Here is a 25,519-nt window from a genome sequence, read left to right as displayed (position 1 = left end):
TCTTTACTTCCTGTATTTTGACTTCTGTGTCAAAGTAATTGTTAGCACTGCGCCCCAACGCAGTGCTATTTTTTTATTACTCAAAAATCATCGCAACACTTGCTCTTCCTGGCATTTATTAGCATCATCGATAATTCAAATTTCTGTAATGTGACCCGCTATGACCATACCATTCGATATCAAGCAAATTCAAACCCAATTTCCTGCACTGCAACATTCAGATGATGCACCACGGGCGGTTTATTTAGACAGCGCAGCAACAGCTCAAAAACCTGCGATTGTTATCGATACCCTACGTCACTATTACAGCGGCTATAATGCCAATGTGCATCGAGGTAGCCATAGTTTAACGACTAACGCGACCTTCGCTTTTGAACAAGCTCGAACAACCGTTCAACAATTTATTGGGGCAGCGAGCCCTAAAGAAATTATTTGGACTCGTGGTGCTACTGAAGCATTAAACTTGATCGCACAAACCTATGCTCGTCGTCACCTACAAGCTGGTGATGAAATTTTAGTCAGTGAAATGGAACACCATGCCAATATTGTGCCTTGGCAAATGGTCGCGGAACAAACTGGCGCTAAAGTCGTTAAAATTCCGATGCATCAAGATTGCAGCTTGGATATCGATGCTTATCAGCGTTTATTATCAAATAAAACCAAAATCGTCGCTGTTGCTCATATCACCAATGTCACAGGTACCCGCAATCCGATTGAATCAATGATAGCTGCTGCTCACCACTATGGCGCAGTGGTCGTGGTTGATGGCGCGCAAGGCATTGCTCACGAACAAATTGATGTGCAAGCGCTTGACGCTGATTTTTATGTCTTTTCAGGCCATAAAATTTATGCACCTGCAGGTATTGGAGTGCTTTATGGCAAACAAGCACTGCTAGAAGCGATGCCACCATGGCACGGCGGCGGCAAGATGGTCGAAAAAGTCTCTTTTTCAGGTACAGATTATGCTGGCTTACCGAGTAAATTTGAGGCTGGAACACCTAATGTGGCAGGCAGTTTAGCCCTTGCAGCAGCGATTGAATGGTTACAGAATATCGACCGTCAAGGCGCAGAACAACATATTGCTAAGTTACGTCAACAAGCCTTAGATGGCATTAAAGATATTGATGGATTGCGTATTATCGGCCTGCAGCCAAATGCGAGCCTATTTTCTTTTGTGGTTGATGGTGTTCATCATCAAGACATTGCGACCTTGCTTGATCAACAGCATATTGCACTACGAGCTGGCCACCATTGCGCCCATCCGATGCTGGATGCGCTAGGATTAACAGGAACATTACGGGTATCATTAGCACTTTATAATGATCAACAAGATGTCGCGCGTTTTATTACAGCGCTACATAAAGCCTGCGATTTATTGTAATAGCAGCCAAGGAAAAAAGATGACCACCACTAAAACGCTACCTCTGCACCCCTTTGGGACTGAGATCACCACCAGCGATATCATCGCCCAAATGCAAGCAGCAACAGGATGGGAAGATCGCTATCGTAACGTGATTCAGTTAGGTAAAAAACTGCCACAGTTAGATGACACTTACAAACAAGATCAACTTAAAATTAGTGGCTGTGAATCACAGGTTTGGCTACATCATCAAATAAGTGATGACCGTTATTACTTCATTGCCGATTCAGATGCACGTATTGTGCGCGGCTTAATAAGCCTCGTACTTGCCGCTTATCATGGCAAAACAGCAGCTGAAATTAACCATTTTGATATCGATGCTTACTTTGACAGTTTAGGGCTGATTGCGCATTTAAGTCCTTCCCGTGGTAATGGCTTAAAAGCGATTGTTGAGCAAATAAAGCAACTTGCAGCCTAATATAGCAACAAACTAACACCACACCTCTGCCAAACACGCACAAAAAAGCGGATGCTAAACCATCCGCTTTTTGCTATTACTTATCGAACAATGCGATTAACTTATTGATGATACTTTTCAATTAATTTTTTAATCACATGAGCGACAGCCACAAAACCAAAGCTGGCAGTTACCACTGTTGCTGCGCCAAAACCACTAGCACAATCCATCCGCTTTGGCCCTTCTGCTGTGGCTTTGATCGCACATGCTGAACCATCAGCTTGCGGGTATTTCAAATGTTCAGTGGAATAGACGCAATCAATGCCAAATTTACGCTTTGGATTTTTAGTAAAATTATGCTGGCGACGCAAGGTTTCACGTAATTTTCTCGCCAATGGATCTTGAATCGTTTTAGTTAAATCAGCCACTTGAATCTGAGTCGGATCAGTTTGTCCACCAGCACCGCCAATTGTGATCACTTTGATTTTATTACTTTTACAATATGCAAGTAATGAGGCTTTTGCTTTGAGGCTATCAATCGCATCAATCACATAATCATACTGAGTCGATAAATACTGCGCTTGATTATCGGGGCCGATAAAATCATCAATTAAATTAACTTTACACTCAGGGTTAATTAATTGAATACGTGCAGCCATCACTTCAATTTTGCTTTGACCGATAGTGCCTGTCATGGCATGAATTTGACGATTAATATTAGTTACACAGACATCATCCATGTCGATCAACGTCAATTCACCTACACCTGAACGGGCTAATGCTTCAGCGGCCCATGAGCCTACGCCGCCAATACCAATCACACACACGTGCGCAGCGCGAAGAATTTCAACTTCACTATTGCCATATAAACGACGAGTGCCGCCAAAACGCTGGTTATAACTATCGGATGCTGGGGTATCTAATTCACGCATACTGGTTCTACACTGCTTGAGGTGGATAAACAAAGAGTGCGTTTTTATACGCACTCTAATAGCAATTGTCTAGTCGCTGCCACAATAACCATGGCAGCGATAGATGCGTTAATTGGCTTATTTTGGCATCAACCATGGATCTTGAGTAGCAGAGCCTTTAAGACCTAAACGCCACACTCGCCCAAAATGTTTGTAGTGGCCAGCATCTGTACCCGCTTGTTTACCCATACCATGATACAAATCGAGGTGATTACGCTTAACGGCGCCACCAGTATCTAAGGCTAATAATAAACGCAATACATGCTTACCAGTCCAGTTACCTTTAGCATCAAGTTGTGGCACTTCTGCTAATAATACCGATCCCATTGGAATGTATTTTCGATCTGCAGCTACTGCAGCATTAGCCAATAATGGAATGCCTGCGCTACCTTTAACATCTAATGTTTTGCGGGGTGAGAAAAATACAAATGATGGATTTTGCTCCAATAATTCACGTACTTCTGCTTCACTGTGATGAGCAACCCAGTTTTGAATCGCTTGCAGTGACATCTTCTCTTTAGGCACTTCACCACGATCAATCAATATACGGCCAATACTGACATAACGATGACCATTTTTACCCGCATAACCAAAATATTGCAGTTGGTTATTATCTTCAAAATGCACAAAGCCACTGCCTTGCACTTCCATCATAAACACATCAAGCATGGATTTACTGTAACCCAACACTAAACCTTGACCTGCTAACGCACCATCATAAATTTGTTTACGTGAAGGACAGCGACCTTTACAGGTTGGCATCGCATAAATTGGATAACGGAATACATTGGTTGGTTTATGACGTAGCTCGATCACTGGTGAATAATAACCAGTAAACATCACATTGCCTTCACCATTAGCTCCCCCCATTTGCGCCGCTTGAATCCCATATTTCGCTAATGTGCTTGGATCGCCACTGTGTTTAGCCCAATTTTCAACTTGGTTATATAACGGTTCAAATTTACGTGCCATTGATGGTGAACGCGAGGTGACCATTTTAGCCTGCGGTGCAAAAGTGCTGTAATCACGCGATTTATTTGATTCAACCTGCGCTACTTTATTTAAAACATGCTTAAAGTCTCGGCCTAGGTATTGGTGTGCTAATGGGTTACCAACTGCAGCTAAACTTGGTTTTTCTGTTGTCGTACCTTCAGGAGATGAACATCCCACTAAACTAAAAAGAATAATTGCAACGGTTGCTTTACGTAACACGATAGATAAGCCTATAAAAGTTTTACAAAAATTTGGATATGCCAGCTTGTTTACTTTTGTCAAAGCAGTCAGCAGATGACAATACTAACAAACAGTTTCTAAAAAGAAGTAACTATTTCAAACAATCAACAAATAACTGACATAACATCATCTAAGTATTTAAGACTAATTCGCAACCACTAAAGTTCAATCACAACATCAAATAGATTATTGGCGTTTAAACACCGCGTTATAGTGTGCTGATTGATATCGAATAAGTGTATTGTCTTGATAGCGATAACGATAAAGCTGATCGCCAAATTGGTAACGTAATTGGGCACCATTCCAAGAATAATTCGAGGTTAATAATCGTCCTTGGCGATAGATACCTTGCTGGCGAACTTCAAACGTTTCCATCTTACCAGGAGCAACCCCTTGCTCTTGCCACTCACCAATTACTTGTTGCATTACCTGTTGATGCTGATCGATAGTCGTCTGCAATTTAAGCGCTCCGATAGCAAACACAATCACCGTCATAACGACGATAATTATCCAGCGTCCATATTGCCCCCATTCCCTCCAAACACGCTGTAATTTCATTCGCTGGTTTGCCCTATCAATACATGATTATATTTATAACTATATAGCGGCTTTGACGATCAATACTTAATCAATCACGGTGATAATTAACGATTTAACCTTAATGTCATTTAAATGCTGCACAAAGCAAATAATTGCTTTAATTTATTGGCTATAAATCACACATAAATACAGATATGGATATCGCTTGTGAATACACGTAAGACCCCACTGGTAAAAGGATTTCGTCAATCTGCCCCTTATCTTAATGCCCATGTAGGTAAAACTATGGTGATCATGGTCGGTGGCGAAGCCATTGCAGATCCAAATTTTGCTAACATTGTCAGTGATATTGCTTTACTGCATAGCTTAGGCATTCATATTGTGATGGTGTATGGTGCTCGCCCACAAATAAGTGCCTTATTACAGCAGCAGCATTATACCAGCCCTTACCATAAGGGAATTAGAATCACTGATGAACATAGTTTAGAAATAGCCAAACAAGCCGCAGGACAATTACAGCTTGATATTACTGCTCGCTTTTCAATGGGGCTCAATAATACTCCAATGGCGGGTTCACAAATTAATGTGATTAGCGGTAACTTTATTATTGCTCAACCGCTAGGCATTGATGAAGGTATCGATTTTTGCCACAGCGGAAAAATTCGGCGTATCAATAGTACAGCGATAACCAGCCAGCTAGAGCAAGGTTCGATTGTATTACTTGGCCCAATTGCCAGTTCAGTGACTGGTGAATGTTTTAATCTCACCTCAGAAGAAATAGCGACTCAGGTCGCAATACGATTAGGTGCCGATAAACTGATTGGATTTTGTTCTGAGCAAGGGGTTGTTGATAGCAATAACGATATTATCTCTGAATTGTTACCCCATGAAGCAGAACTATCATTGCAACAACTTATTGATAACGATGAGCAACAAAGTGGCACCGGCCGTTTTCTACGTGGCGCTATTGCTGCTTGTCGAGCAGGTATACCTCGTAGTCATTTATTGAGTTATAAACAAGATGGAGCATTGATCCAAGAACTGTTTTCATTAGATGGTATCGGCACTCAAATTGTTATGTCGAGTGCCGAAAAGATCCGTCGCGCTAATATTAATGATATTGGAGGTATTCTTGATCTAATACAGCCTTTAGAAGCCGAAGGAATTTTAGTGCGCCGTTCTCGTGAACAACTTGAACGAGAAATTACTCTCTTTACCGTGATTGAGCTTGATAATTTGATTATTGGCTGTGCTGCACTTTACCCGTATCCAGAAGAAAAAATGGCAGAAATGGCTTGTGTTGCTATCCATCCAGATTTTAGAGATGGGGATCGCGGCGTGTTATTACTCAATAAGTTATGCCAGCAAGCGCGAGAATCAGACCTTGATAACATCTTTGTTCTCACTACCCGTAGTCTGCATTGGTTTCGTGAACAAGGGTTCTATGAATGCGATATAGAACAATTACCTTTGGTGAAAAAAGACCTCTATAACTACCAACGTCGCTCTAAAATACTTATAACGCCAACCAGTTAAAACTAGAACAGAAATGTAACAAAGTGTTAATTTATATCTTTATAATGTATGCTAAAACCTAAAGTTAGTCACTTTAATATAATAATTTTAATAACTATAAATAACATACATACAAAAGAAAGGTTAAATAATCGCTTATGATGAGTTTACTATTTCTACTGGTATTTGTTGCAATGCTCTGCGCATTTACTGGAAAAAAAGCTGCGAGTTATATTGTTTTTACCATCACTGTTGCTTTGGGCCTGTATTGGTTCCATCACCATGCAACAGATTCTCTATCTATTTTACTCTAGGGAGAAAGTATGAATAATAAAAATGTAGCACTCCTAAATGCCTTGGGTCTATTAGGTATCACCTTCGTATTATTGATGGCATCAGTCCTTCAGGTTGTGTTAAATGAGTTACCTTGCCCATTATGTTTACTGCAACGCTTAGGCTTTATGCTAGTGATGTTTGGTTTTATGCTTAATGTTGTTTATGGGCCACAACAACGCCATTACGGTATTCTAATTATCGGCGCTCTCTTTGGCGCAGCAACAGCATTACGTCAAGTATCACTACACGTTATTCCTGGTACACCAGGGTTTGGTAGTCCGGTATTTGGTCTCCATTATTATACTTGGGCCTTTATTCTATTTAGCCTAACGATTGTCGGTGTGGCGGTATTACAACTATTATGGAATAAAGACTGGAATAATAATGATTACAAAATAAACCGTTTTGGTAAATTTGTATGCCTATTAGCTATTTTTGCTGTGGCAGTAAACGTGATATCGACTTTTATTGAGTGCGGTCCTTACCAATGCCCTGATAATCCAATTACTTATTGGTTATTTAATTAAACATAATCATCGCAATACAGTAACGCCAGTATTATTACTGGCGTTTTTTGTGTCAATATGTCAACATTTAAAGATAAAACAATTAACAATAAATTCCTTTAGGGTATACTATGCGGATTATACTGTTTCTGAAAAAGGTTGATTGCTACTGATGCTATGTATTTTTGTTTTTTGTCTCATGCTTATAACGATGTTAACGGCGCTTAAAGGTAAGAAAAATCTTAGTTATGCCATGTTTGCATTAACTTTTATTGCCGGAGCTATTTTGCTCAAACACCACATTGTATATACCCTGCCAATCTCAATTTAAGTACGCTATGAACAATCAACTTATTAATCGACTCAATATCTTAGGCTTACTTGGTATCACAGCCATATTGGCAACCGGATCTGTCATTCAACTGGTATTTAAGGAATTACCTTGCCCATTATGCCTATTACAACGGGTAGGATTTATGATGGTAATGTTTGGCTTTATGCTCAATGTCCGCTATGGCCCACAACAACCTCATTACGGTATTATTTTATTTGGCGCTTTATTTGGAGCAACAGCAGCATTACGTCAAGTCGCACTACACTTATTACCTGATGATCCAGGCTATGGTAGCCCCTTACTTGGTATGCATTATTATACTTGGGCTTTTGTTATTTTTGTGATGACCATCGTTGGAGTTGCTGTATTACTAAGCTTATGGCGCCAACCAACAAAAACCACCAACAATTACCATATGAAAAGCATTGGTAATATCGCTTGCTATCTTGCTGTCGCGGTAGTGATCATCAATATTGTCTCAACATTTATTATGACCGGACCACATGTGACCCCTGCCGATCCCCATAGCTATTGGTTATTTGATCAATTTAAAAAATAACCAATAGATAGCACAATGCCAGCACGAATGCTGGCATCGAGGTTGCTATTAGTTACAATACAATCACACCAGCAGTTGAGCTAAACCACTGGCTCGCTCAGTACGTACTTGCACACTCTTACTAATAATATCCAGTGGCGCATACAAATACAGCCGAGATTTAGCACGGGTAATACCGGTATAAATTAATTCACGGGTTAAAATCGGTGTATAGTCAGCAGGTAACACTATCACCGTATCTGCAAATTCCGATCCTTGAGATTTATGAATCGTCATCGCATATACCACTTCATGCTCAGGAATACGGCTCGGCAAAATACCGCGAATAGTGCCATCTGGCATTTCAAAATACACTCGTAATCGGCGCCGTCCACTATCAGCGTCAACCTCTGGCTCTAGCATCGTCATGCCAATATCACCATTAAATAATCCCAACGCATGGTCATTGCGAGTGATCATTATTGGGCGACCAACATACCATGTTTCATCATTAGGTGAAATTCGCCCACGGTGAGTCAACTCTTTTTCAATGCGTTGATTTAAGCCGACAACGCCAAAATCCCCCTCACGCAACGCACATAATAAGCGCACATTTGCAAATGCCCTTAGTACTTCTGCTGGGGTTTGATCCGCTTTTATTGCATCGAGATAATCAAGATAAAACGTCACCACTTGATTGATCATCGACGCATAGCTTTCAGCACTAAGCGAATAATGGTGAATATCTTTAAAGCCCTGCTGCCATACTTTATTCACCAGGGCTGGTTTGCCTTGGTTAATCGCTTTAGCTAACTGACCAATACCCGATAAAGCATGGAAACGGTAGCTTTTTTGCAGCATACATAAACAATCGGTCACCACACTTAAACCGATATTATTTGAGTGTAAATCAAACCCAGTTAACTGACTTAATCGTTGCCCTTGCTCGGCGCTATAACCTTGATTAGAAAAAGAACAAATATCGCCCAGCACAGCGCCCGCCTCAACCGAGGCTAATTGGTCTCTGTCACCCAACAGAATTAATTTAGCTCCTTGCGGCATCGCATCTAATAACCGCGCCATCATCGGCAAATCAACCATTGACGCTTCATCAACCACCAACACATCAAGGTGAAGTGGATTATCTTTATGGTGGCGGAATTCGACTCGATTCGGTATCGACCCCAATAAACGATGTAATGTACTTGATTGAGTAGGAATTAAATCTTTAATTTGTTGCGGTACTGCTAATGATTTAATCGCTGAACCTATTGATTCAGTTAGACGTGCCGCCGCCTTACCCGTTGGCGCCACCAGCATAATATTAGGCTTATGCTCGCCATTCGCTTGCATCACCAACGCAGCCAACAACTTCGCCACCGTGGTAGTTTTACCAGTACCAGGACCACCAGAGATCACTGCAAACTGACGCGTTAACGCCATTGCTGCTGCTACTTTTTGCCAATTCAAACAAACACTTGCTGGCACCAATACGTCTAATGGTTGTAAATCAGTAATTTGGGTGGCTTGTTGTAATAGCTTATCAATCGCAGCCCAATCAAGTTGCTGCGGTTTTACTATATTCAAAAAATCACAAGTTATTTGTTGGCGTTGCAAACTGTCACTCACGCCTTGCAGCGCGTGGAATAAATGACCATAACTTGGCTGAAATAAATCATTTAATGCTTGGTGCATCAAGGTTAATTGCTGCCCTTGCCATTGAGTATCATTGCCAACTTGACCTTGATTGGTCGCCATATCGACAATCCGTTTAGCCACTGTTTGTTCAAACTGCCAATAGCGATTGAGATACAAGCGTCCATGGTCTACCACCAATGGACATGCTTGCATAGTGTTCGCCTGAGCATTTGCCACCACATCATATTGATTTAATAACTGTGGCCATTGGCTTGGATCGGGTAAGCCGTCAATTAATGCCACCGACAATCGACTTGATAAACCAAATAAATGCTGAGGTTGTAGTTGTTCAAAACGCACACAGACATGGCCTCTACCCAACTCATAACTCACTAACGCCGCCATTAATGCGGCTAAATCTTGCTGCGATTGTGGACTATGCAACGCCACAAATTTAGCAAACTGATAATCAAGCTGACGTAATCCACCTTGTTGAGTGAGCTTTTGTAATCGCTTAAGCATGTGGCAGTGCTCCATTCATCACTAAATCCAATTCATCGAGTAATAATTCACTTGGGCGCGCATAAAAAATGCCACTGTCACTTCCCGCCTGAATACCACGTAAAAATAGATAATACACGCCACCAAAATGGGTTTCATAATCGTAATTTGGAATACGACTGCGTAGAAAACGCTGCAATGCCAACGCATAAATTTGATACTGTAAGTCATAACGGTGTTCGCGCATCGCGGTTTGCAGTTGCTCACCACGGTACAGTTGTGGATCATCACCAAGATAATTCGATTTCCAGTCTAAAACGTAATACTTACCTTGATGCTCAAACACTAAATCAATAAAGCCTTTTAACATGCCACTAACAGTCGCAAAGCCTAATTCACCCGCTTTGGCCGACAATGGATCATGCTTAGCAATCACTTTATTTAATGCCACCGCTTGTAATATCTCAATCGGTAATAAAAATTCCATTTCTGTTAAGCGTTGTGAAGCCGTTTTATCTGCTAACCGCAGTGCATCACCATCAAGTGCACACGTTAATACATCTTGAATTAATTGCTGCAATACCGGCAACCACGCTAATTCATAATTTTCTAATTGCAGCAGTTCAGTTAATTTAACTACCGTTTCAGGGCTATCAACCGCGGCGGTAAAATCAATTTCTTCAAACACGGTATGCAAAAATGTTCCCGGACGGGCACCACGAGGAAACGTATAAATAGAATATTGCGGCTCTAATTCTAACTCACCATCATCTGTCTCTGGCGTGGCATTTTGTACCGAATCAATATCAAATCCGGGTAAATCTAAGCTGCTGTCATGGGCGGTTTGATGGCCTTGTTTGACCAAATTCGAATAGCTGGTCATCCACCAATTGCGCTCTAATGGCGTCGAAAAAGATCGCTTAACTAACGCGTCACTGACTTCATCTTGTGGTTGCCATTGGTTATCCGTCAATTGAGGCGGCTCAGTGACGGTGATGGCTGCTTGAACGTCACTCAATTTAGCTAAGGCTAATTCAAGGGCTGCCACACCACTCGCCTCACCATTTTGTACTAAATGCCCCATTGCAGAACGATGTAACCCTGTCGGCTCTTTGGTGCTACGGCCATTACGAATCGGCGCCATGCCAACATAACACCCATAAACTGCGCGAGTTAATGCCACATACATCAAGCGTAAATCTTCCGCTAAACGTTCTTGATCCGCTTTTTCAATTGCTGACGCTTGCTTGGCAATATCAAGCACCGTGATGTTATCGACCTCATCGTGGTATTTGACTTCACCTTTACTATCGACTTCACGGTAACTGCACACAAACGGCATAAATACTAAATCATATTCCAAGCCCTTTGATTTATGAATAGTGACAATCTGCACCAGATTACGTTCTGACTCAAGCCGCATCACTTGATCATCTGCATTACCATTTGGCTCAGCCACATGCTCAGCTAACCAACGCAATAACGCATAATCACTATCTAATGTTTGACTGGCCTGTTGCAGCAGTTCCCCAATATGCAATAAATCTGTTAGTTTTCGTTCACCGCCATCTTCGGCCAATAACCGCTCTGCAATTTGATTTTTTGCCATTACACTGCGTAACATTGGCATCACACCACGTTTTAGCCATTGCTGACGATATTGCTTAAAGCTATTAACCGCAATTTCCCACTCATTCTCATCATTATTAAGCTGATCGAGTTCAATCGCAGAACGGGCAAACAGCCCTGACGCTAATGCCGCACGTAAAATACGATCATCTTCAGGGGTTAATACCGCTTGCAATAACCGCTGAATATCTGCCGCTTCTGCGGTTGAAAACACGCTATCACGGTTAGATAAATAGACACTGGCAATGCCTTGTTTTGATAATGCTTCACGCACTAATCGCCCTTCAGTACCGGTACGTACCAAGACTGCTATATCACCAGCAGCGATCGCATGCCGTTGCTCACCATCTAAAAAATAGGCTTGGTCTTGCTGTGATTGAGTCAAAATATGTTGAATCTGTGCTGCTGTTGCTGCCGCCATTGTCGCTTGGTAACTACCTTTAGTGATTGGCTTACTATCAGGACTGTCTTGCAACCAAAAGGTTAATGCATGTTGAGCTTCACCCGCTAACCACCAGCTGCGTTGAGTCGCTTTAGGACTATGATCAACCGCTAAAAATTCAATGTCTTGATCGTAAATAAATGGGCTATCTGGTTGCTGAAACACGCTATTAACCGCCGCAATCATAGTCGCAGTTGAACGCCAATTAGTGGCTAATGTATAGTGATCAGTCACTTGGCGGCGGGCTTGAATATAAGTAAAAATATCGGCCCCACGAAAGGCATAAATTGCTTGTTTAGGATCACCAATCATAAACAAACCACATTCAGGATGATGACGGTAAACATCACTAAAAATACCATATTGAAGTGGATCGGTGTCTTGGAATTCATCAATCATTGCTACTGGATATTGCGCGCGAATCTTACTCGCGAGCAATTCATCAACATCATTATCAATCGCAGCTCCTAACTGCGTCAGCAAGTCATCAAATGACAACCATCCTTTACGCGCTTTAGCGTCAGCCAATAACTGACGACAATGCTCTATCGCATGAGCTAATAATGGTTCTCGTAAATTGGCAGGATTATCGATTAGTTCAGCAATAGCATTAAATACCGCATGCTCGGGGGCATCACCTTTAGCGGTTTTTTCAATTAAGGTTTGCTGATGGAAGCGAATTAAATGATCCGGTAACGCATACCCTACCGTCGCTTGAGCTGCCCATGCGCTCACTTGCTCAATCCAATTAGGTAAGCTTTTTTTTGTGTAACTGCGTTTATTCACCCCTGAATTTGCAATGACGGCTTCGAGATCATGTTGATGCTCACGCCACAGCGCTTTGACCTCATCAATTCGAACAATATTTTGCTGGTGTAATTGTGCTAACGACGCTGTCATTGCTGCCACCGACAATCGCACTGGCGCACCTGTTAAACTATTACCAATTTCTTTTAATAATGCGCTTGGTGATGACCAAATTTCACGGACCTCATGAACAAGTGCTGGCGCTAAATGATAAAAACTACTGCGCCAATAATCTGCAACCACCCGCTTTTTTAATTGGCTTTCATCGGTGACAAATTCATTATTAAATCGGCTTCCTGACTCAAACGCATTTTGGGTCAGCATGCGCTGGCAGAAGCCATGAATGGTATAAATAGCCGCCTCATCCATTTGGCGTTCGGCTTGCAATAAAATCGTCGCGGCTAATTTATGATCTTGATATTCATTTAACAGTGGTTTAATCACTGGATCGTGACTGATACCACGACTAAACGCTAATCGCGCATCATGAATACGGGCACGAATACGATCACGTAATTCCGCCGTGGCCGCTTCAGTAAAAGTTACCACCAAAATTTGGTCGACTGTTAGCTGCTGTTGATGGCGACTACTCGCATCGCCATGACCTAACAATAACCGTAAATACAAACTCGCAATGGTAAAGGTTTTACCTGTACCCGCCGATGCTTCGATTAAACGTGTACCGTGCAATGGAAACGTCATTGGTTGCAAAATATTTGTTTGAACGTCAGTGGTTAGTACGTCAGTCGCCATTATGTCACTCATCCCATGGTTGCTCTATGTAACAACAGCGCCAGCCTAAAATTTATCAACATTAACAATCTGGCTGGTTATTATGTGATCCAACACTTATAAGCAAATATTGGCATTCAAAATTCTGTTGTATTCCTATAATGTGAGAACTTACTCACGGTTTGTACTACGGTGGTTAGTTAGTATCAGCGCCAGAAACTTGGTCACCTCTGGACCTGTGGCCGTACAGCGAACACCCTACAACTAACAATGATTTGCTGGCGGCCACACTACTTCACTGCTACTTAAAACAGTTTATTCCGGCTTAATTTCTTTCGCGTTTACCACCGCCGCTTGCAGCACCAACGCTGTTAATTGATTAGCCTCTTGTGCCAAATCATCATTCCATTTAGGCCATACACGATTGATATATTCATCACTGCCTTCACCGCTAAATAAGTAGCCATCATTAAAACATTCCGCCATCTTCGCCAGTGCTTTTTGCTCAGTGTCAGCATCGTCTTTCCAACTACCATCACGACCTATATGCGCCTGTATTGCAGCCATCGCTGTTTTAGGAAAATATGCTAAAGGCTGGTTTAATCCTTGGTAATACAACGCAATTAATTGTTGTAAATACGCCAGTGCTTGCTGCGGTTCAATCGCTTGCAATTGAAGATGCTTATCGGTGCCGATAACATGGGTAACTTGTGCCATTTCTGGTACTGATATCGCTAAACAGAGATGATCAAACCACGCCGTTAACAGATCTTGTGGACGAATTTTACCGGTTCGGTAACGTAATAATCCTGACTGATAACGTTTCTTGATCCAGCCTTGTAATAACACTTTATGCTCAGCTACCATCAGCGTGATTGCTACTTCTTGATCAGCTAATGGAGCATGAATTAACGGTTCAATCACATCGGTTAAATTTGCCACCGCTAGTCGACTCGCCGCTAAATCAAGATCGCCAAATGCGGCAACAGGTAAATTACCCGCAGCCCGTTGCTCGGCGGCAAACTGATGATAAATCGTATCAGGATCGGCATTTTTGAGCTTGGCATCTAACAACAATTCCAGTAATTGATCACGAATAAAGTAGCTTTCAAGGCCATTGATCACAAACGGCTCATCATCTTCTAATAACCCTAATGGCGGCTCAAAATAGACTTTTAAGCGACGATTAAAAAAGTACTTTACCGGTAAGCGCCAAAACCGTTGTAATTCGGCTAATTCTAAAATTAACGCTTGTTCATCAGCCATCGGCTCTGCCGCTAACGCATCCAGCTGAAACGGTGCACTTGCCTGCCCCTCACGATTAGCCGCAGGTAACCACTCAATCGCAAAACTAGACTCGTCACCAACAAATGCACTTGGGCTAAACGGTACGAGTGGGTGATGCTGAACTAACTGGTGCTTAATATTGTCAGCAGAAACATCAACCGCTAACGATTGATCACCGTTGCAGCAATAACCCTGCTGACAGTATTCAATCAACTCACTGACGAGTACTGATGGTACTTTTTGAGCATTATCTTGAATCGAACGGCCAACATAACTGATATACAAACTTTGCTGAGCAGATAACAAGGCTTCTAAAAATAAGTAACGGTCATCATCACGACGCGAACGATCGCCCGCTTTAGTGCGACCATTCATTAAATCAAACCCTTCTGGAGCGATATTGCGCGGATAAGCGCCATCATTCATTCCTAGCAAGCACACCACATTAAACGGAATCGAACGCATGGGCATTAATGTACAGAAATTCACTTGTCCGGCTAAAAAGCGCTGACTCACGCGTTCACCAGAAAGTTTATCTTGTAGGTATTGGGTTAATACCGCTGGTGTGATCTGAGCTTGATACCCCGCATCTTGTAACTGTTGATGTAAGCGCTGCAAGTTATCGCGAATCGATTTTAAAATTAACTCACCTTCTAATTCGACCGCAAAGAAATCATCCAATAATTGATGTAATAACTCAGCCCATTGATTGACTGTTTGCGGCTGTGCTAATGCGCTACGATATTCAATTAAGCTATCAATAAACCCAGCTAATTGACCCGCTAATTCAGCATCTAAGCCTTGTACTTGTTCATACGCTGAAATGCCTGCAAATAGCCCCGTATCATGCGGCATCGCATAACCTAGTAACATGCGTTGAATACCAAATAACCAGGTGTTTTGCAGTTGCTCAGGTAAATCAAACTGGCTTGAGGTGTGTTGATCAAGTCCCCAGCGAATACCCACTTCTTCAATCCATTTTTTGATTTTTTCAAAGCTAATGCTATCAAAACCAAACTTCTCCATTACCGCTGGCACTTCTAATAATTCTAATAATTCAGATGCATGACAACGGCTTTCAGGTAAAGTCAGTAACCGTAAAAACGCTAATAGAATTGGGTTTTCTTGCTCAGCTGTACGATCCGAAATAGAAAATGGAATATAACGATTACCAGGGGCATTACCAAACACCGCTTGAATTGCAGGGCTATAGGCATTGATATCAGCCACCATCACAATCACATCGCGTGGTTTAAGATCTGAATCAGCTTCAAACATTGCCAGTAATTTATCATGCAACACTTCAACTTCGCGCATCGGGCTATGACAGGCATGAATAGTGATCGAATGATCATCGGCATCTATAGGGAATTTATGTAGGCTTGAATCGAGTTGAGTGTCATCTTGGCGATCTTGCAAATTTAAGATATCTGCTTGAATAGCGTGTAATAAAGTATCAGGCTCAATATCTACAAAGCCGGCATCGACTTCATTGACTTCCATCGCCGATAACAAATACATATTATCCCGACCAAGTTTACCCATTGAGGCTAATAAACTATTGCCAACCACATCATTGTGCATGTCATCGTCATAGTTAGTTTGATCGCTATCTTTAAGTACTGACAGGTATTCATTTAGTTCATCATCAGTGGTGATATGTTGTAATTGCACTCGCTGACGAGCAGCTAAACGAGCTAAATGTTTACGATCACGAATATCCCCCCAATAATATTTACATGGGTTAGTAAACATTAAATGGACATCAATGTGCTCACCAATCGCCGCAAGCGCATCTAAATAACGTGGTGGTAATGAAGAAATACCAAATACAAACAACCGTTGTGGTAAACCTGCTGCCAGCAACGCCGCTTTGCCTTCACTGCCCGAATAGTTATTAAGGGTTTCAATAAAGTGATCATACAAATTTGCACGATGGTAAGGCGACTGCCCTAACGCCAGCGTTTGATCATAAAGAGCTTGCCATAAGAGCGGTTGCCATGGATGCTCATCATTCAATTCTGCAACCGTTTCACCCGCTTCCCATTGTTGAATCCATTCAGGACGATACACTAAATATTGGTCAAAAATATCGGCAATTTTTTCGGAAAGCTGGTAACACTTAAGTAAATCACTATCGTTGTCTAAATAACGTTTTAACGGTTCAAATTCAGGCAGATCAAATTGCTGCGGTAATACCTGCATTAACTTCCACGTCATCGCCTCTTTATTAAATGCACTTCGCTCTGGCACATCTGCTAAAACTTGAGTAAACATTTTCCAAATAAAGGTCGCAGGTAATGGAAAATCAATATTTGCAGCCACACCAAACGAGGTCGCTAATTCCATTTTTAGCCATTGCGACATGCCTGGACTCTGCACCAGAATTTGCTCTTTTTCAAACGGATTCGCTAATGGCTGTAAACGGATCAATTCCACTAATAATGATTTCAGCAGATCAAGTTGATTTGAATGATAGACAGTGAACACGCAGATATTCCACAGCAAAGAAATAGAGACTTAAATTGTCTACCATCACTGAGATACTGTAAATAAATACAGCTTAAAAATATTCATTAAACGTCGCAATATGTAGACAGCCACAAAAAAGCCCAACCAATTTGGCTGGGCAACACACGGAACATTTATTAGTACCACAATCCACTCGTGAAATTATGGCACCATCGCTATCAAATGTTTTGTGGGCAGACTTCACTGCGTTGAAACAATCGACTCACAGGACGATAAAAAGCTAAATATCGAAGCGCTACATACCCAATAATGACCGAGGCAACATATAATTCAATTGTAGCTAAACCATGAACTTGAGCGACATATTGAGCATCAAAACCATAACTTTTCATCCAAGCGGCGGTTTTAAATAGTGCCGTTGCACCAATCGCCATTGGAAAGGTAAATGCCGCATAACCAGGACTAAAATCCAAACGTAATAAACGGAAAAATGCTAAATAAATAATCGCTGTCATTAATACTGCAATACCACCTAAAATAGCCACAATCACCGGTGATGGCGTTGCTGTAATCGTTAAATAACCAGCTAATGATAAACTTGCAGGCGCTGCCATAATCGCAATGGTTGGTTTAGCAGCATCAGGTACTTCATTACGGAACATAAACCGATAAATCATCATCGGTAACATGATCGCATAAGCAAACATACCGAACATCAGTAATACATAAGCAAGTGGATGTAATGCCGCAACACCTGGAAATGAAACATCAGCGACAATAATACCAATAGGAGGTACAAACCAACTTGGAACCATATGATGTAAATGAAAATCACGCGCACGGTGGAATAAAAATAAACTTAAGAAAATAACATGTAATCCAACCGCAAATAACCAAATATATACGCCAATAGTAATAGAAGCATAAACACTGACCGCTTTTGATACCACCATCAGTGCCATCGCAAATGTGGGTACCACACTGCCCACTACGTGATGTGATAAATCGCCCCATAACAACTTTGGATGCACTAAAAATTTAGCAATTAAAATGAGTAACATCAATGCTGCGATAGCTGCGCCAATTATTTGCCCATAACCATGAAGTTGAGCACCATTCTCCCAGCACCATAAAATACTACCAATACCTAATGCTAAACCAGCCATAGGTGTTGGTGCGCCCGCCAATTTTCTTTTGGTTGTTGCAATCATATTTCTCTCTCCGCATTAGATAGCAATAGCGAATTATTCTCATTAACTGCAGTATAACGCTCGACCTTTATTTATGATAATTGAATATATTTAAATAGATGTTAATATTAACTTAACGATTGGTGTGAGCCATGGTTTACCATGTGCTTTTAATGAGGTAATAATGAATATCGCACTAAAACAACTTAAAGTTTTTGTTACTGTGGCACAGGAAAAAACCATTACAGCTGCCGCTGAAAAATTATTTCTCTCAAAACCTGCAGTGAGCATGGCGTTATCTGAATTAGAAAAGCAACTTGATCATAAGTTGTTTGATCGCAACAATAATCGTTTAATTATTAATGAACAAGGTAAGCGCCTACTGCCGCTAGCCGATGAACTTTTAGCCCGTTCTAATGCCATTGAAAATTTATTTGATCAAGCCGGTCCCCTTACGGGAAAATTAAAAGTCGGTTCAAGTGACACGGTAGGAAATCAAGTTACTCCCTTCTTATTACGTGATTTTCGACTTCAATCCCAGCATCGAGACCAAACATTATTTATCTCAAATACGGCTCAAATCTGCCATAAATTAATGGAATTTGAATTAGATATAGGTTTAGTTGAAGGCAAAGTTCAGCACTCAGATTTGGTTGTCCAACCATGGCTATGCGATCAAATGGTGATCGCGTGTCATCCGCAGCACCCGTTAACCAAAATTGAAAATTTACAGCTATCGGATCTCGAAAATTCAGAATGGGTATTAAGAGAAATAGGATCAGGAACGCGTGAGTTTTTTCTTAATCGAATCTCACCACGATTAGATAAGTGGACCACCTCATTTGAATTAAATACCACTGAGGCGATCATTAATTGCGTTAGTGCTGACTTAGGCATCACTTGCATATCTCAACGAGCAATTACCCATGCAGTTGAAGAGCAACGAGTTGCAATACTAACATTACCACTTGATATGAATCGCCAGTATTGGTTGTTGTATCACCAAGAAAAATATCAAAGTCCATTATTAAAGTTATTCTTGGAATTTTGCCAACAATGGCAATGTGATTAAACGCGGTTATCGCCAACACTGAATGCAATAATTTGGCTGATCTGAGCTAACGATCGGCCAGATTGTTGCTGCCAATCATTAAATGCACTCTGTGCTGCTCGTAATGATTTTAGCGTATCACGACCACCATCAATAACATCGGTATGACGTAAATAAGCTTCTACATCCTGAGTAAACAAAAAGGTATCTTTACCTAACCCACGTAAACTATAAGCGCCTGTTTTACCACCTAAACGGCAACCGTGCTTTTTAAGGTATAACCATAGTCCTACAATATCTTGTTCAGGCCAGTCTGCGACCATTGCCGCAAATGAACCATACTCCAATGCAGCACGATGGATCATATTGGCATTTTCAGGGATCGTCATCACCTTTTTCAAGTCACGAATAATCGTTGGATCTTGCGCTTTTCGTTCCCACATTTCAGTTGGCATCAAGCCCATTTTTTCAATATCAAACTCAAAAAATGCAGTTTCAAATGCCGGCCATTTATTACGCACAACTTGCCATCGAATACCACATTGAAACACTTTTTGAGTAAATTCAGCTAACCACCGATGATCTGCAATTAACCGCAATTGCTCTTTATTCAGTGGGGTTGTGAGTAATTTTTCTAAATTTGATTCACCGCCCTTTCTTTCAACAGCACGATGATAAATCTGGTTAAATTTTTCTCGAGTCATCACATTCACACGCTTAGCACTAGACTCACTCACCATACTACTGTATAAGCGACCAGTAAATAAATTTTAGGAGAGGATGACTATGGCTGTTATCGTCAAATATGTAGTAGAGCGCAACGGGGAAGAAAAGATGACTTTTACCTCTAAATCCGAAGCCGATGCATATGACAAAATGCTTGATATGGCAGATGAGATGTTTGCTTTATTAAGTGAAAGTGATTTATTCGAAGACGAAGCGAAGCAAGAAGAGCTATCAATGTTCTTGGCGCAAAAGCGTGAACAAGTCTTAGTTGCTCTTGGCGCTAAAAAAGCCAAGCCTGCACCAAAAGCAAAAGCTGTAAAGCCTGAAGTTGTTGCCGATGAGCAGCAGCAAGACGCTGCATAATTTTAATATTATTGAGTTTGTCGTCGAAAGCCTCCTAATGGAGGTTTTTTTTATCTTAGTTTCTATAACACCATCATATAGCGGTCCTTCCTTATCTATTTATCTATAAATGAACTGGCTTCATATCGTTAATGAACGCCATTTTTAGTTAATAAACCATCATTTTGTGCTGATTATTGGTTCAGCTCTTCTATATTTTTATAACTGTCTTTATGATGGTTTTAATTGGCGGTAAATCACCTGTTAGCTCAAGACGTAATACTCGTCTGATGTTATTGGTAAAGTCATTATTTTAATTATCGCATCATATTTATTTGAATGGAGAACAGGTAATCATGTCTAGCTTTGCACTTGCCCTAGGTACTGCGACTAAAAATCGTGATGGAAAAATTATTGAAGCGTTTTTTCCAACCCCAACGCTACATCCATCAGAACAACTTGTAAAAGACATCGCCACTATTGTTGATTACCGTGGTGGTAACCAAGCTATTGAAGTAACACCTGAACAATGTGCAGCTATTGCATCAGCATTTGAAGATGCCAACGATGAAACAAGTGCACAATTTGCAGCCAAAGCGACATTGTCTTCACAGCCGCTGGTTATGGTTATGCTAAAAACAGATATCTCACCAGTATCAGTTGCTGAAGGCTTCTTAAAGCTACAACTTATTTCACACCGTTTAGTTAAGCCTCATGGCTTAGTTCTTGATGGTATCTTTGGTCTATTGCACAACATAGCATGGACGAATCAGGGCCCTATCGACTTACCAGAGCTTGCTGAGCGCCAAATGGATGCGCGTCTTAATGGCGAAACTATCACCGTTGATTGCGTTGACAAGTTCCCTAAAATGGTAGATTACGTTGTACCAACAGGGGTGCGTATTGCTGATACCTCACGTGTTCGTTTAGGTGCGCATGTTGGTGAAGGCACCACAGTTATGCATGAAGGTTTCATTAACTTTAATGCCGGCACGACAGGCGTAAGCATGGTTGAAGGTCGTATTTCTGCGGGTGTTGTTGTCGGTAATGGTTCTGATATTGGCGGCGGTGCGTCGATCATGGGTACATTATCTGGCGGCGGTAAAGTGGTAGTATCAATTGGTGAAAACAGCCTCTTAGGTGCTAACGCTGGCCTTGGTTTCCCATTAGGTGATCGTTGTACTATCGAATCAGGTTTATATGTAACTGCAGGTTCAAAAGTACAAATGTTAGATGCTGATGGTAAAGCTGTTGAGACCGCAAAAGCACGCGATCTTGCTGGCAAAGCTGATTTATTGTTCCGTCGCAACTCAATGACAGGACAAATTGAATGTTTAACCAATAAAACAGCGATTGAATTAAATAGCGAACTGCATAGCAATAACTAATATTAGCGCTACTCAATAATCGTAACTGGCCGTGATGGTACTATTTAACCACTAACATCACGGCCGTTTTTAATTATGCTTCTGGCTCAGACGGTACCTTTTTCTTAATAATATAAATAAAAGGATTATTAAATGAGAATTTACTGCCCTGAGTAGTTAATCTCTTATCACGCATAGCCACTAACACTTCTTTTTGCACTTTAACTAAAGCAAAGAAACGCAACATTATAAAACCAATTAATACTGGCAAAAATACTGACCCAGCTTCATTTGATTGCAAAATAAAACTGATTGCCACCCAACCTGCGATCATCGCCACTAATAAATAAAACGACGTCGTTTTTAATTCGATTCTTATCTCTGAATCCGTTTCATTACGCTGGAAAAAAAATTTCACTGGTTGTTCCCTAAAAATCAATCTGTTGAATTTCATTTTTACATAATTTTCAACGTAATAATATTCTCAATCTCCGCGCTCGCTATCTCCTGATGATAATCATGAAAAATATTTATCACAACGATTAAATATTCAAATTAAAAGCATAAAAAAACACCCACTACAACAAGCATATATGCAACTTAAGCAATGCTTTTTATGAATGTAACAACCAACCTCTTGGTGCTATTTTTATAAAACTTATTTACTAAAACAGTACAAATTGTTCTGTTATTCAACCACCAATATAAAAGCAATAATTTTAAACCTATTTCATGATTAAGTTGGTTAACGATGAATAGTACAAATAACACTCAAGCGAAAAAAAAGGGAATTAGCATTTTCGCACTCGCAATGTTAAATATTGTTGCAGTCGTGAGTTTGCGGGGGCTTCCAGCAGAAGCAGAATACGGATTGAGTTCCATTTTCTATTATATTTTTGCTGCTATCGTATTTCTAGTTCCAGTATCACTGGTAGCCGCTGAACTTGCGACGGGTTGGTCTGAAAAAGGCGGTGTCTTCCGCTGGGTCGGTGAAGCTTTTGGGCCTCGTTTAGCATTAGTTGCTATTTTTATGTTATGGATTGAGGTGACGGTTTGGTTTCCAACCGCATTGACTTTTGGCTCTGTTTCTCTTGCATTTATGGGGCCTCATCAATCATGGGACCAAGCACTATCCCAAAATAAATTCTTTGTACTGGGAATAGTATTAGCCATTTATTGGCTTGCAACTTTCATCGCACTACGTGGTACCGCAGCCTTTTCTAAAGTGGCTAAATGGGGCGGTTTAATTGGTACAGTTATTCCTGGTATCGTATTAATTGTTTTAGGTTTCTCCTACCTATTCTTCTCTGGTCGTCCACCGCAAATTCAACTTTCTTGGCACGATATTATTCCTGACTTTTCTAACTTTAATAACGTTGTTTTAGCAGCAAGTATCTTCTTGTTCTATGCCGGCATGGAAATGAACGCGATTCACGTTAAAGAAGTTGATGACGCGCCACGTAACTACCCCATTGCAATTGCGATTGCTGCGATTGGTACGGTATGTGTCTTCGTACTTGGCACACTAGCTATCGCTTTTGTTATTCCTCAAAAAGATATCAATTTAACCCAAAGTTTATTAGTGGCTTATGATGATATGTTTGCTTGGGCAGGCATCAGTTGGGCAGCACCAATTATGGCTGCTTGTTTAGCACTGGGTGTACTTGCAGGGGTTGTTGGCTGGGTTGCAGGTCCTTCATCGGCATTACTTGTGGTTGCTAAAGGGGGATATTTACCGCGCTTTTGGCAGTACACCAACAAAAATGGTATGGCAACCCATATCATGATGGCACAAGCGTTTTTAGTGACCATTATTTCAGTGGTATTTGTGGTATTACCTTCGGTTCAAGCCGCTTATCAAATTCTAAGTCAATTAACGGTTGTACTTTACCTCATCATGTACTTATTGATGTTTGCTGCAGCGATTCACTTACGTTACAGCCAACCTAATCGTCCGCGTCCGTACAAAATCCCTGGTGGTGATATGGGAATGTGGATCATCGCTGGTGTCGGTTTTTCTGGCTCACTATTAGCGTTTATCTTCTCTTTCATTCCGCCAAGTCAAATTGCGGTAGGTAGCCCTGAAGAATATGTTGGCTTCTTAGTGGTACTAACAGTGATATTCGTATCAGTGCCATTATTTATTTACAAAGCCCGTCAACCGCACTGGAAAGATCCAGCAGTCACTGACTTTGCGCCATTTACTTGGGAAATTGAAAAAGTTCATCCAGGTATTATTAATCCATCAGACAAAGTAACTCATACATTGAATCAATAAGAGTTAAGGATGCGCCAAATGTCACCACAAAATGAAAAGCTTGCAGTCATTATGCAGCAAGCGCTGAATGAAGCAAAAACAAATATGAATGGCGAAAATGCCTCCTATATTCCGTTTCTTGCATCTGTGCCATCAGAACTTACAGGCTTAGCCTTTGTGTCTGTCACTGGCGAGATTATTCAATTACAAGATGCTGATTATAAATTTGCCATTGAATCAATTTCAAAAATTATGACGCTTGGATTAGTACTTGAACAGTCAGGTGCTGATGCACTCCACAGCAAAGTCGGTGCAGAGCCAACGGGAATGCCATTCAATTCTGTTTTGGCGCTTGAATTACATCAAGGTAAACCCCTAACTCCCCTCGTCAATGCAGGTGCAATGGCAACGGTGAGTTTAGTTACAGCAACAGATAAAGAGCAACGCTGGCAGCAGATTTTAAACTTTCAATCTTTGCTCGCAAATAGCAAGATTGCGCTCTCTGATGAAGTCAATCAGTCAGAGCAAACCACCAATACCCATAACCGTGCTATCGCCTTGTTATTAGAGTCATCGGGGCGTATGTATTCAGAGCCACTTGAAGCTTGTGATGTTTATACTCGTCAATGTTCAACCCTCTTTAATGCGGTTGAACTAGCAACTGTTGGCGCAACACTCGCCAATGGCGGTAAAAACCCATGCTCAGGTAAACAAGTGATTCAAGCCGAAAACATACCCCATATTCTTGCAGAGATGGCAATGGAAGGGCTTTACGACACCTCGGGTGACTGGGCTTATGATGTTGGTCTACCGGGTAAAAGTGGTGTTGGCGGTGGTTTATTAACGGTTATTCCAAACATTGGCGCACTGGCTGCATTCTCACCACGACTAGATCAATTTGGCAACAGTGTTCGTGGTCAACAAATGATCAAACATGTAACTCAAGCAATGGCTTGGAACTTATTTAGTAGTAAGCAACATTAAGGTAGGAAGAAAATTATGGCTCTTCATGAAGTAAACCGTCAATCTGAAAATGATCCAATCTTTGGTTCAGAAGCGATTAATAACGTTGCGGCAACTACCAAGCTACCACAGCAAGAACAAGCACCAAATGTGATCTATCAAATGATCCGTGACGAACTTTACCTTGATGGTAATGCTCGCCAAAACCTTGCTACTTTTTGTCAAACATGGGAAGAAGATGAAGTTCATAAATTGATGGATCTTTCCATTGATAAGAACATGATCGATAAAGATGAATATCCTCAATCTGCTGAAATAGAAGGCC

The 25,519-nt window shown here is 41.1% G+C and carries 22 protein-coding genes; 13 read left to right on the top strand and 9 right to left on the bottom strand.

Going from position 1 to position 25,519, the window contains the following annotated elements:
• Positions 1-160: 160 nt before the first annotated feature.
• Together csdA and csdE are read left to right on the top strand one after the other, a co-directional pair.
• Complete coding sequence (gene csdA / locus PMAL9190_RS17500) at positions 161-1,381, top strand: cysteine desulfurase CsdA (protein WP_087846370.1); 1,221 nt, start codon at positions 161-163, stop codon at positions 1,379-1,381.
• Positions 1,382-1,400: 19 nt separating this feature from the next.
• Complete coding sequence (csdE, locus tag PMAL9190_RS17495) at positions 1,401-1,838, top strand: cysteine desulfurase sulfur acceptor subunit CsdE (protein ID WP_087846369.1); 438 nt, start codon at positions 1,401-1,403, stop codon at positions 1,836-1,838.
• Positions 1,839-1,939: 101 nt separating this feature from the next.
• Here csdE and tcdA read toward each other — a convergent pair whose 3' ends face one another.
• The 3 genes from tcdA to PMAL9190_RS17480 all read right to left on the bottom strand — a co-directional run bounded on the left by tcdA (position 1,940) and on the right by PMAL9190_RS17480 (position 4,579).
• Positions 1,940-2,749, bottom strand: a complete 810-nt coding sequence (gene tcdA / locus PMAL9190_RS17490; protein ID WP_087846367.1) for a tRNA cyclic N6-threonylcarbamoyladenosine(37) synthase TcdA — start codon at positions 2,747-2,749, stop codon at positions 1,940-1,942.
• 117 nt (positions 2,750-2,866) lie between these two features.
• Positions 2,867-4,000 carry a murein transglycosylase A gene (gene mltA / locus PMAL9190_RS17485; protein ID WP_087846365.1) on the bottom strand — a complete coding sequence of 378 codons (1,134 nt, stop codon included), beginning with the start codon at positions 3,998-4,000 and terminating at the stop codon, positions 2,867-2,869.
• Between the two features lie 207 nt (positions 4,001-4,207).
• Entirely contained in the window at positions 4,208-4,579 is a 372-nt protein-coding gene (locus tag PMAL9190_RS17480; RefSeq protein ID WP_087846363.1) for a DUF2850 domain-containing protein, read from the bottom strand.
• Between the two features lie 189 nt (positions 4,580-4,768).
• On the opposite strand from PMAL9190_RS17480, the gene argA reads away from it, so the two are divergent.
• From argA to PMAL9190_RS17465, 5 genes are all read left to right on the top strand, one after another.
• Positions 4,769-6,097: an amino-acid N-acetyltransferase gene (gene argA / locus PMAL9190_RS17475; RefSeq protein WP_087846361.1), complete on the top strand. Its 1,329-nt coding sequence runs from the start codon at positions 4,769-4,771 to the stop codon at positions 6,095-6,097.
• Positions 6,098-6,234: 137 nt separating this feature from the next.
• Positions 6,235-6,390 (top strand): DUF5993 family protein, encoded by a 156-nt coding sequence (locus PMAL9190_RS20425; protein ID WP_235004385.1) that lies wholly within the window; start codon positions 6,235-6,237, stop codon positions 6,388-6,390.
• Between the two features lie 9 nt (positions 6,391-6,399).
• On the top strand, positions 6,400-6,939 hold the full coding sequence (locus tag PMAL9190_RS17470; RefSeq protein ID WP_087846360.1) for a disulfide bond formation protein B: 540 nt from the start codon (positions 6,400-6,402) through the stop codon (positions 6,937-6,939).
• A 151-nt stretch (positions 6,940-7,090) separates the two neighbouring features.
• Positions 7,091-7,249: a DUF5993 family protein gene (locus tag PMAL9190_RS20530; RefSeq protein WP_370738785.1), complete on the top strand. Its 159-nt coding sequence runs from the start codon at positions 7,091-7,093 to the stop codon at positions 7,247-7,249.
• Positions 7,250-7,256: 7 nt separating this feature from the next.
• Positions 7,257-7,811 (top strand): disulfide bond formation protein B, encoded by a 555-nt coding sequence (locus tag PMAL9190_RS17465; protein ID WP_087846358.1) that lies wholly within the window; start codon positions 7,257-7,259, stop codon positions 7,809-7,811.
• Between the two features lie 63 nt (positions 7,812-7,874).
• Here PMAL9190_RS17465 and recD read toward each other — a convergent pair whose 3' ends face one another.
• From recD to PMAL9190_RS17445, 4 genes are all read right to left on the bottom strand, one after another.
• Positions 7,875-9,950, bottom strand: coding sequence for an exodeoxyribonuclease V subunit alpha (gene recD / locus PMAL9190_RS17460; protein ID WP_087846356.1), 2,076 nt, complete (start codon positions 9,948-9,950; stop codon positions 7,875-7,877).
• Positions 9,943-13,560, bottom strand: coding sequence for an exodeoxyribonuclease V subunit beta (recB, locus tag PMAL9190_RS17455; RefSeq protein ID WP_087846355.1), 3,618 nt, complete (start codon positions 13,558-13,560; stop codon positions 9,943-9,945). The genes recD and recB overlap by 8 nt, the downstream gene beginning before the upstream one ends.
• A gap of 294 nt (positions 13,561-13,854) precedes the next feature.
• Positions 13,855-17,316: an exodeoxyribonuclease V subunit gamma gene (gene recC, locus PMAL9190_RS17450; protein WP_087846353.1), complete on the bottom strand. Its 3,462-nt coding sequence runs from the start codon at positions 17,314-17,316 to the stop codon at positions 13,855-13,857.
• Positions 17,317-17,516: 200 nt separating this feature from the next.
• The gene (locus PMAL9190_RS17445) at positions 17,517-18,509 is read right to left on the bottom strand and encodes a TDT family transporter (protein WP_087846352.1); all 993 of its coding nucleotides are present in this window, start codon (positions 18,507-18,509) and stop codon (positions 17,517-17,519) included.
• A gap of 163 nt (positions 18,510-18,672) precedes the next feature.
• Here PMAL9190_RS17445 and PMAL9190_RS17440 point away from each other — a divergent pair, with 163 nt between their 5' ends.
• Positions 18,673-19,560, top strand: coding sequence for a LysR substrate-binding domain-containing protein (locus PMAL9190_RS17440; protein WP_087846350.1), 888 nt, complete (start codon positions 18,673-18,675; stop codon positions 19,558-19,560).
• Here PMAL9190_RS17440 and PMAL9190_RS17435 read toward each other — a convergent pair.
• Complete coding sequence (locus tag PMAL9190_RS17435) at positions 19,557-20,243, bottom strand: DNA-3-methyladenine glycosylase I (protein ID WP_087846348.1); 687 nt, start codon at positions 20,241-20,243, stop codon at positions 19,557-19,559. The genes PMAL9190_RS17440 and PMAL9190_RS17435 overlap by 4 nt on opposite strands.
• An 82-nt stretch (positions 20,244-20,325) precedes the next feature.
• On the opposite strand from PMAL9190_RS17435, the gene PMAL9190_RS17430 reads away from it, so the two are divergent.
• Positions 20,326-20,628, top strand: a complete 303-nt coding sequence (locus PMAL9190_RS17430) for a YebG family protein (protein WP_060998793.1) — start codon at positions 20,326-20,328, stop codon at positions 20,626-20,628.
• A gap of 335 nt (positions 20,629-20,963) precedes the next feature.
• Positions 20,964-21,995 carry a 2,3,4,5-tetrahydropyridine-2,6-dicarboxylate N-succinyltransferase gene (dapD, locus tag PMAL9190_RS17425; RefSeq protein WP_060998794.1) on the top strand — a complete coding sequence of 344 codons (1,032 nt, stop codon included), beginning with the start codon at positions 20,964-20,966 and terminating at the stop codon, positions 21,993-21,995.
• 73 nt (positions 21,996-22,068) lie between these two features.
• Here the strand turns inward: dapD and PMAL9190_RS17420 are convergent, their stop codons facing one another.
• Positions 22,069-22,392 carry a hypothetical protein gene (locus PMAL9190_RS17420; RefSeq protein WP_235004384.1) on the bottom strand — a complete coding sequence of 108 codons (324 nt, stop codon included), beginning with the start codon at positions 22,390-22,392 and terminating at the stop codon, positions 22,069-22,071.
• 333 nt (positions 22,393-22,725) lie between these two features.
• Between PMAL9190_RS17420 and gadC the strand changes: the two genes are divergently transcribed.
• From gadC to PMAL9190_RS17405, 3 genes are all read left to right on the top strand, one after another.
• Entirely contained in the window at positions 22,726-24,252 is a 1,527-nt protein-coding gene (gene gadC, locus PMAL9190_RS17415) for a glutamine/gamma-aminobutyrate antiporter GadC (protein ID WP_087846344.1), read from the top strand.
• Between the two features lie 18 nt (positions 24,253-24,270).
• On the top strand, positions 24,271-25,215 hold the full coding sequence (gene glsA / locus PMAL9190_RS17410; RefSeq protein WP_087846342.1) for a glutaminase A: 945 nt from the start codon (positions 24,271-24,273) through the stop codon (positions 25,213-25,215).
• 15 nt (positions 25,216-25,230) lie between these two features.
• On the top strand, positions 25,231-25,519 hold a 289-nt coding region (locus tag PMAL9190_RS17405), incomplete at its 3' end, for a pyridoxal-dependent decarboxylase (protein WP_235004383.1).

The organism is Photobacterium malacitanum (assembly GCF_900185615.1).
GTDB lineage: Bacteria > Pseudomonadota > Gammaproteobacteria > Enterobacterales > Vibrionaceae > Photobacterium > Photobacterium malacitanum.
This window is presented reverse-complemented; position numbering and strand designations above follow the sequence as displayed.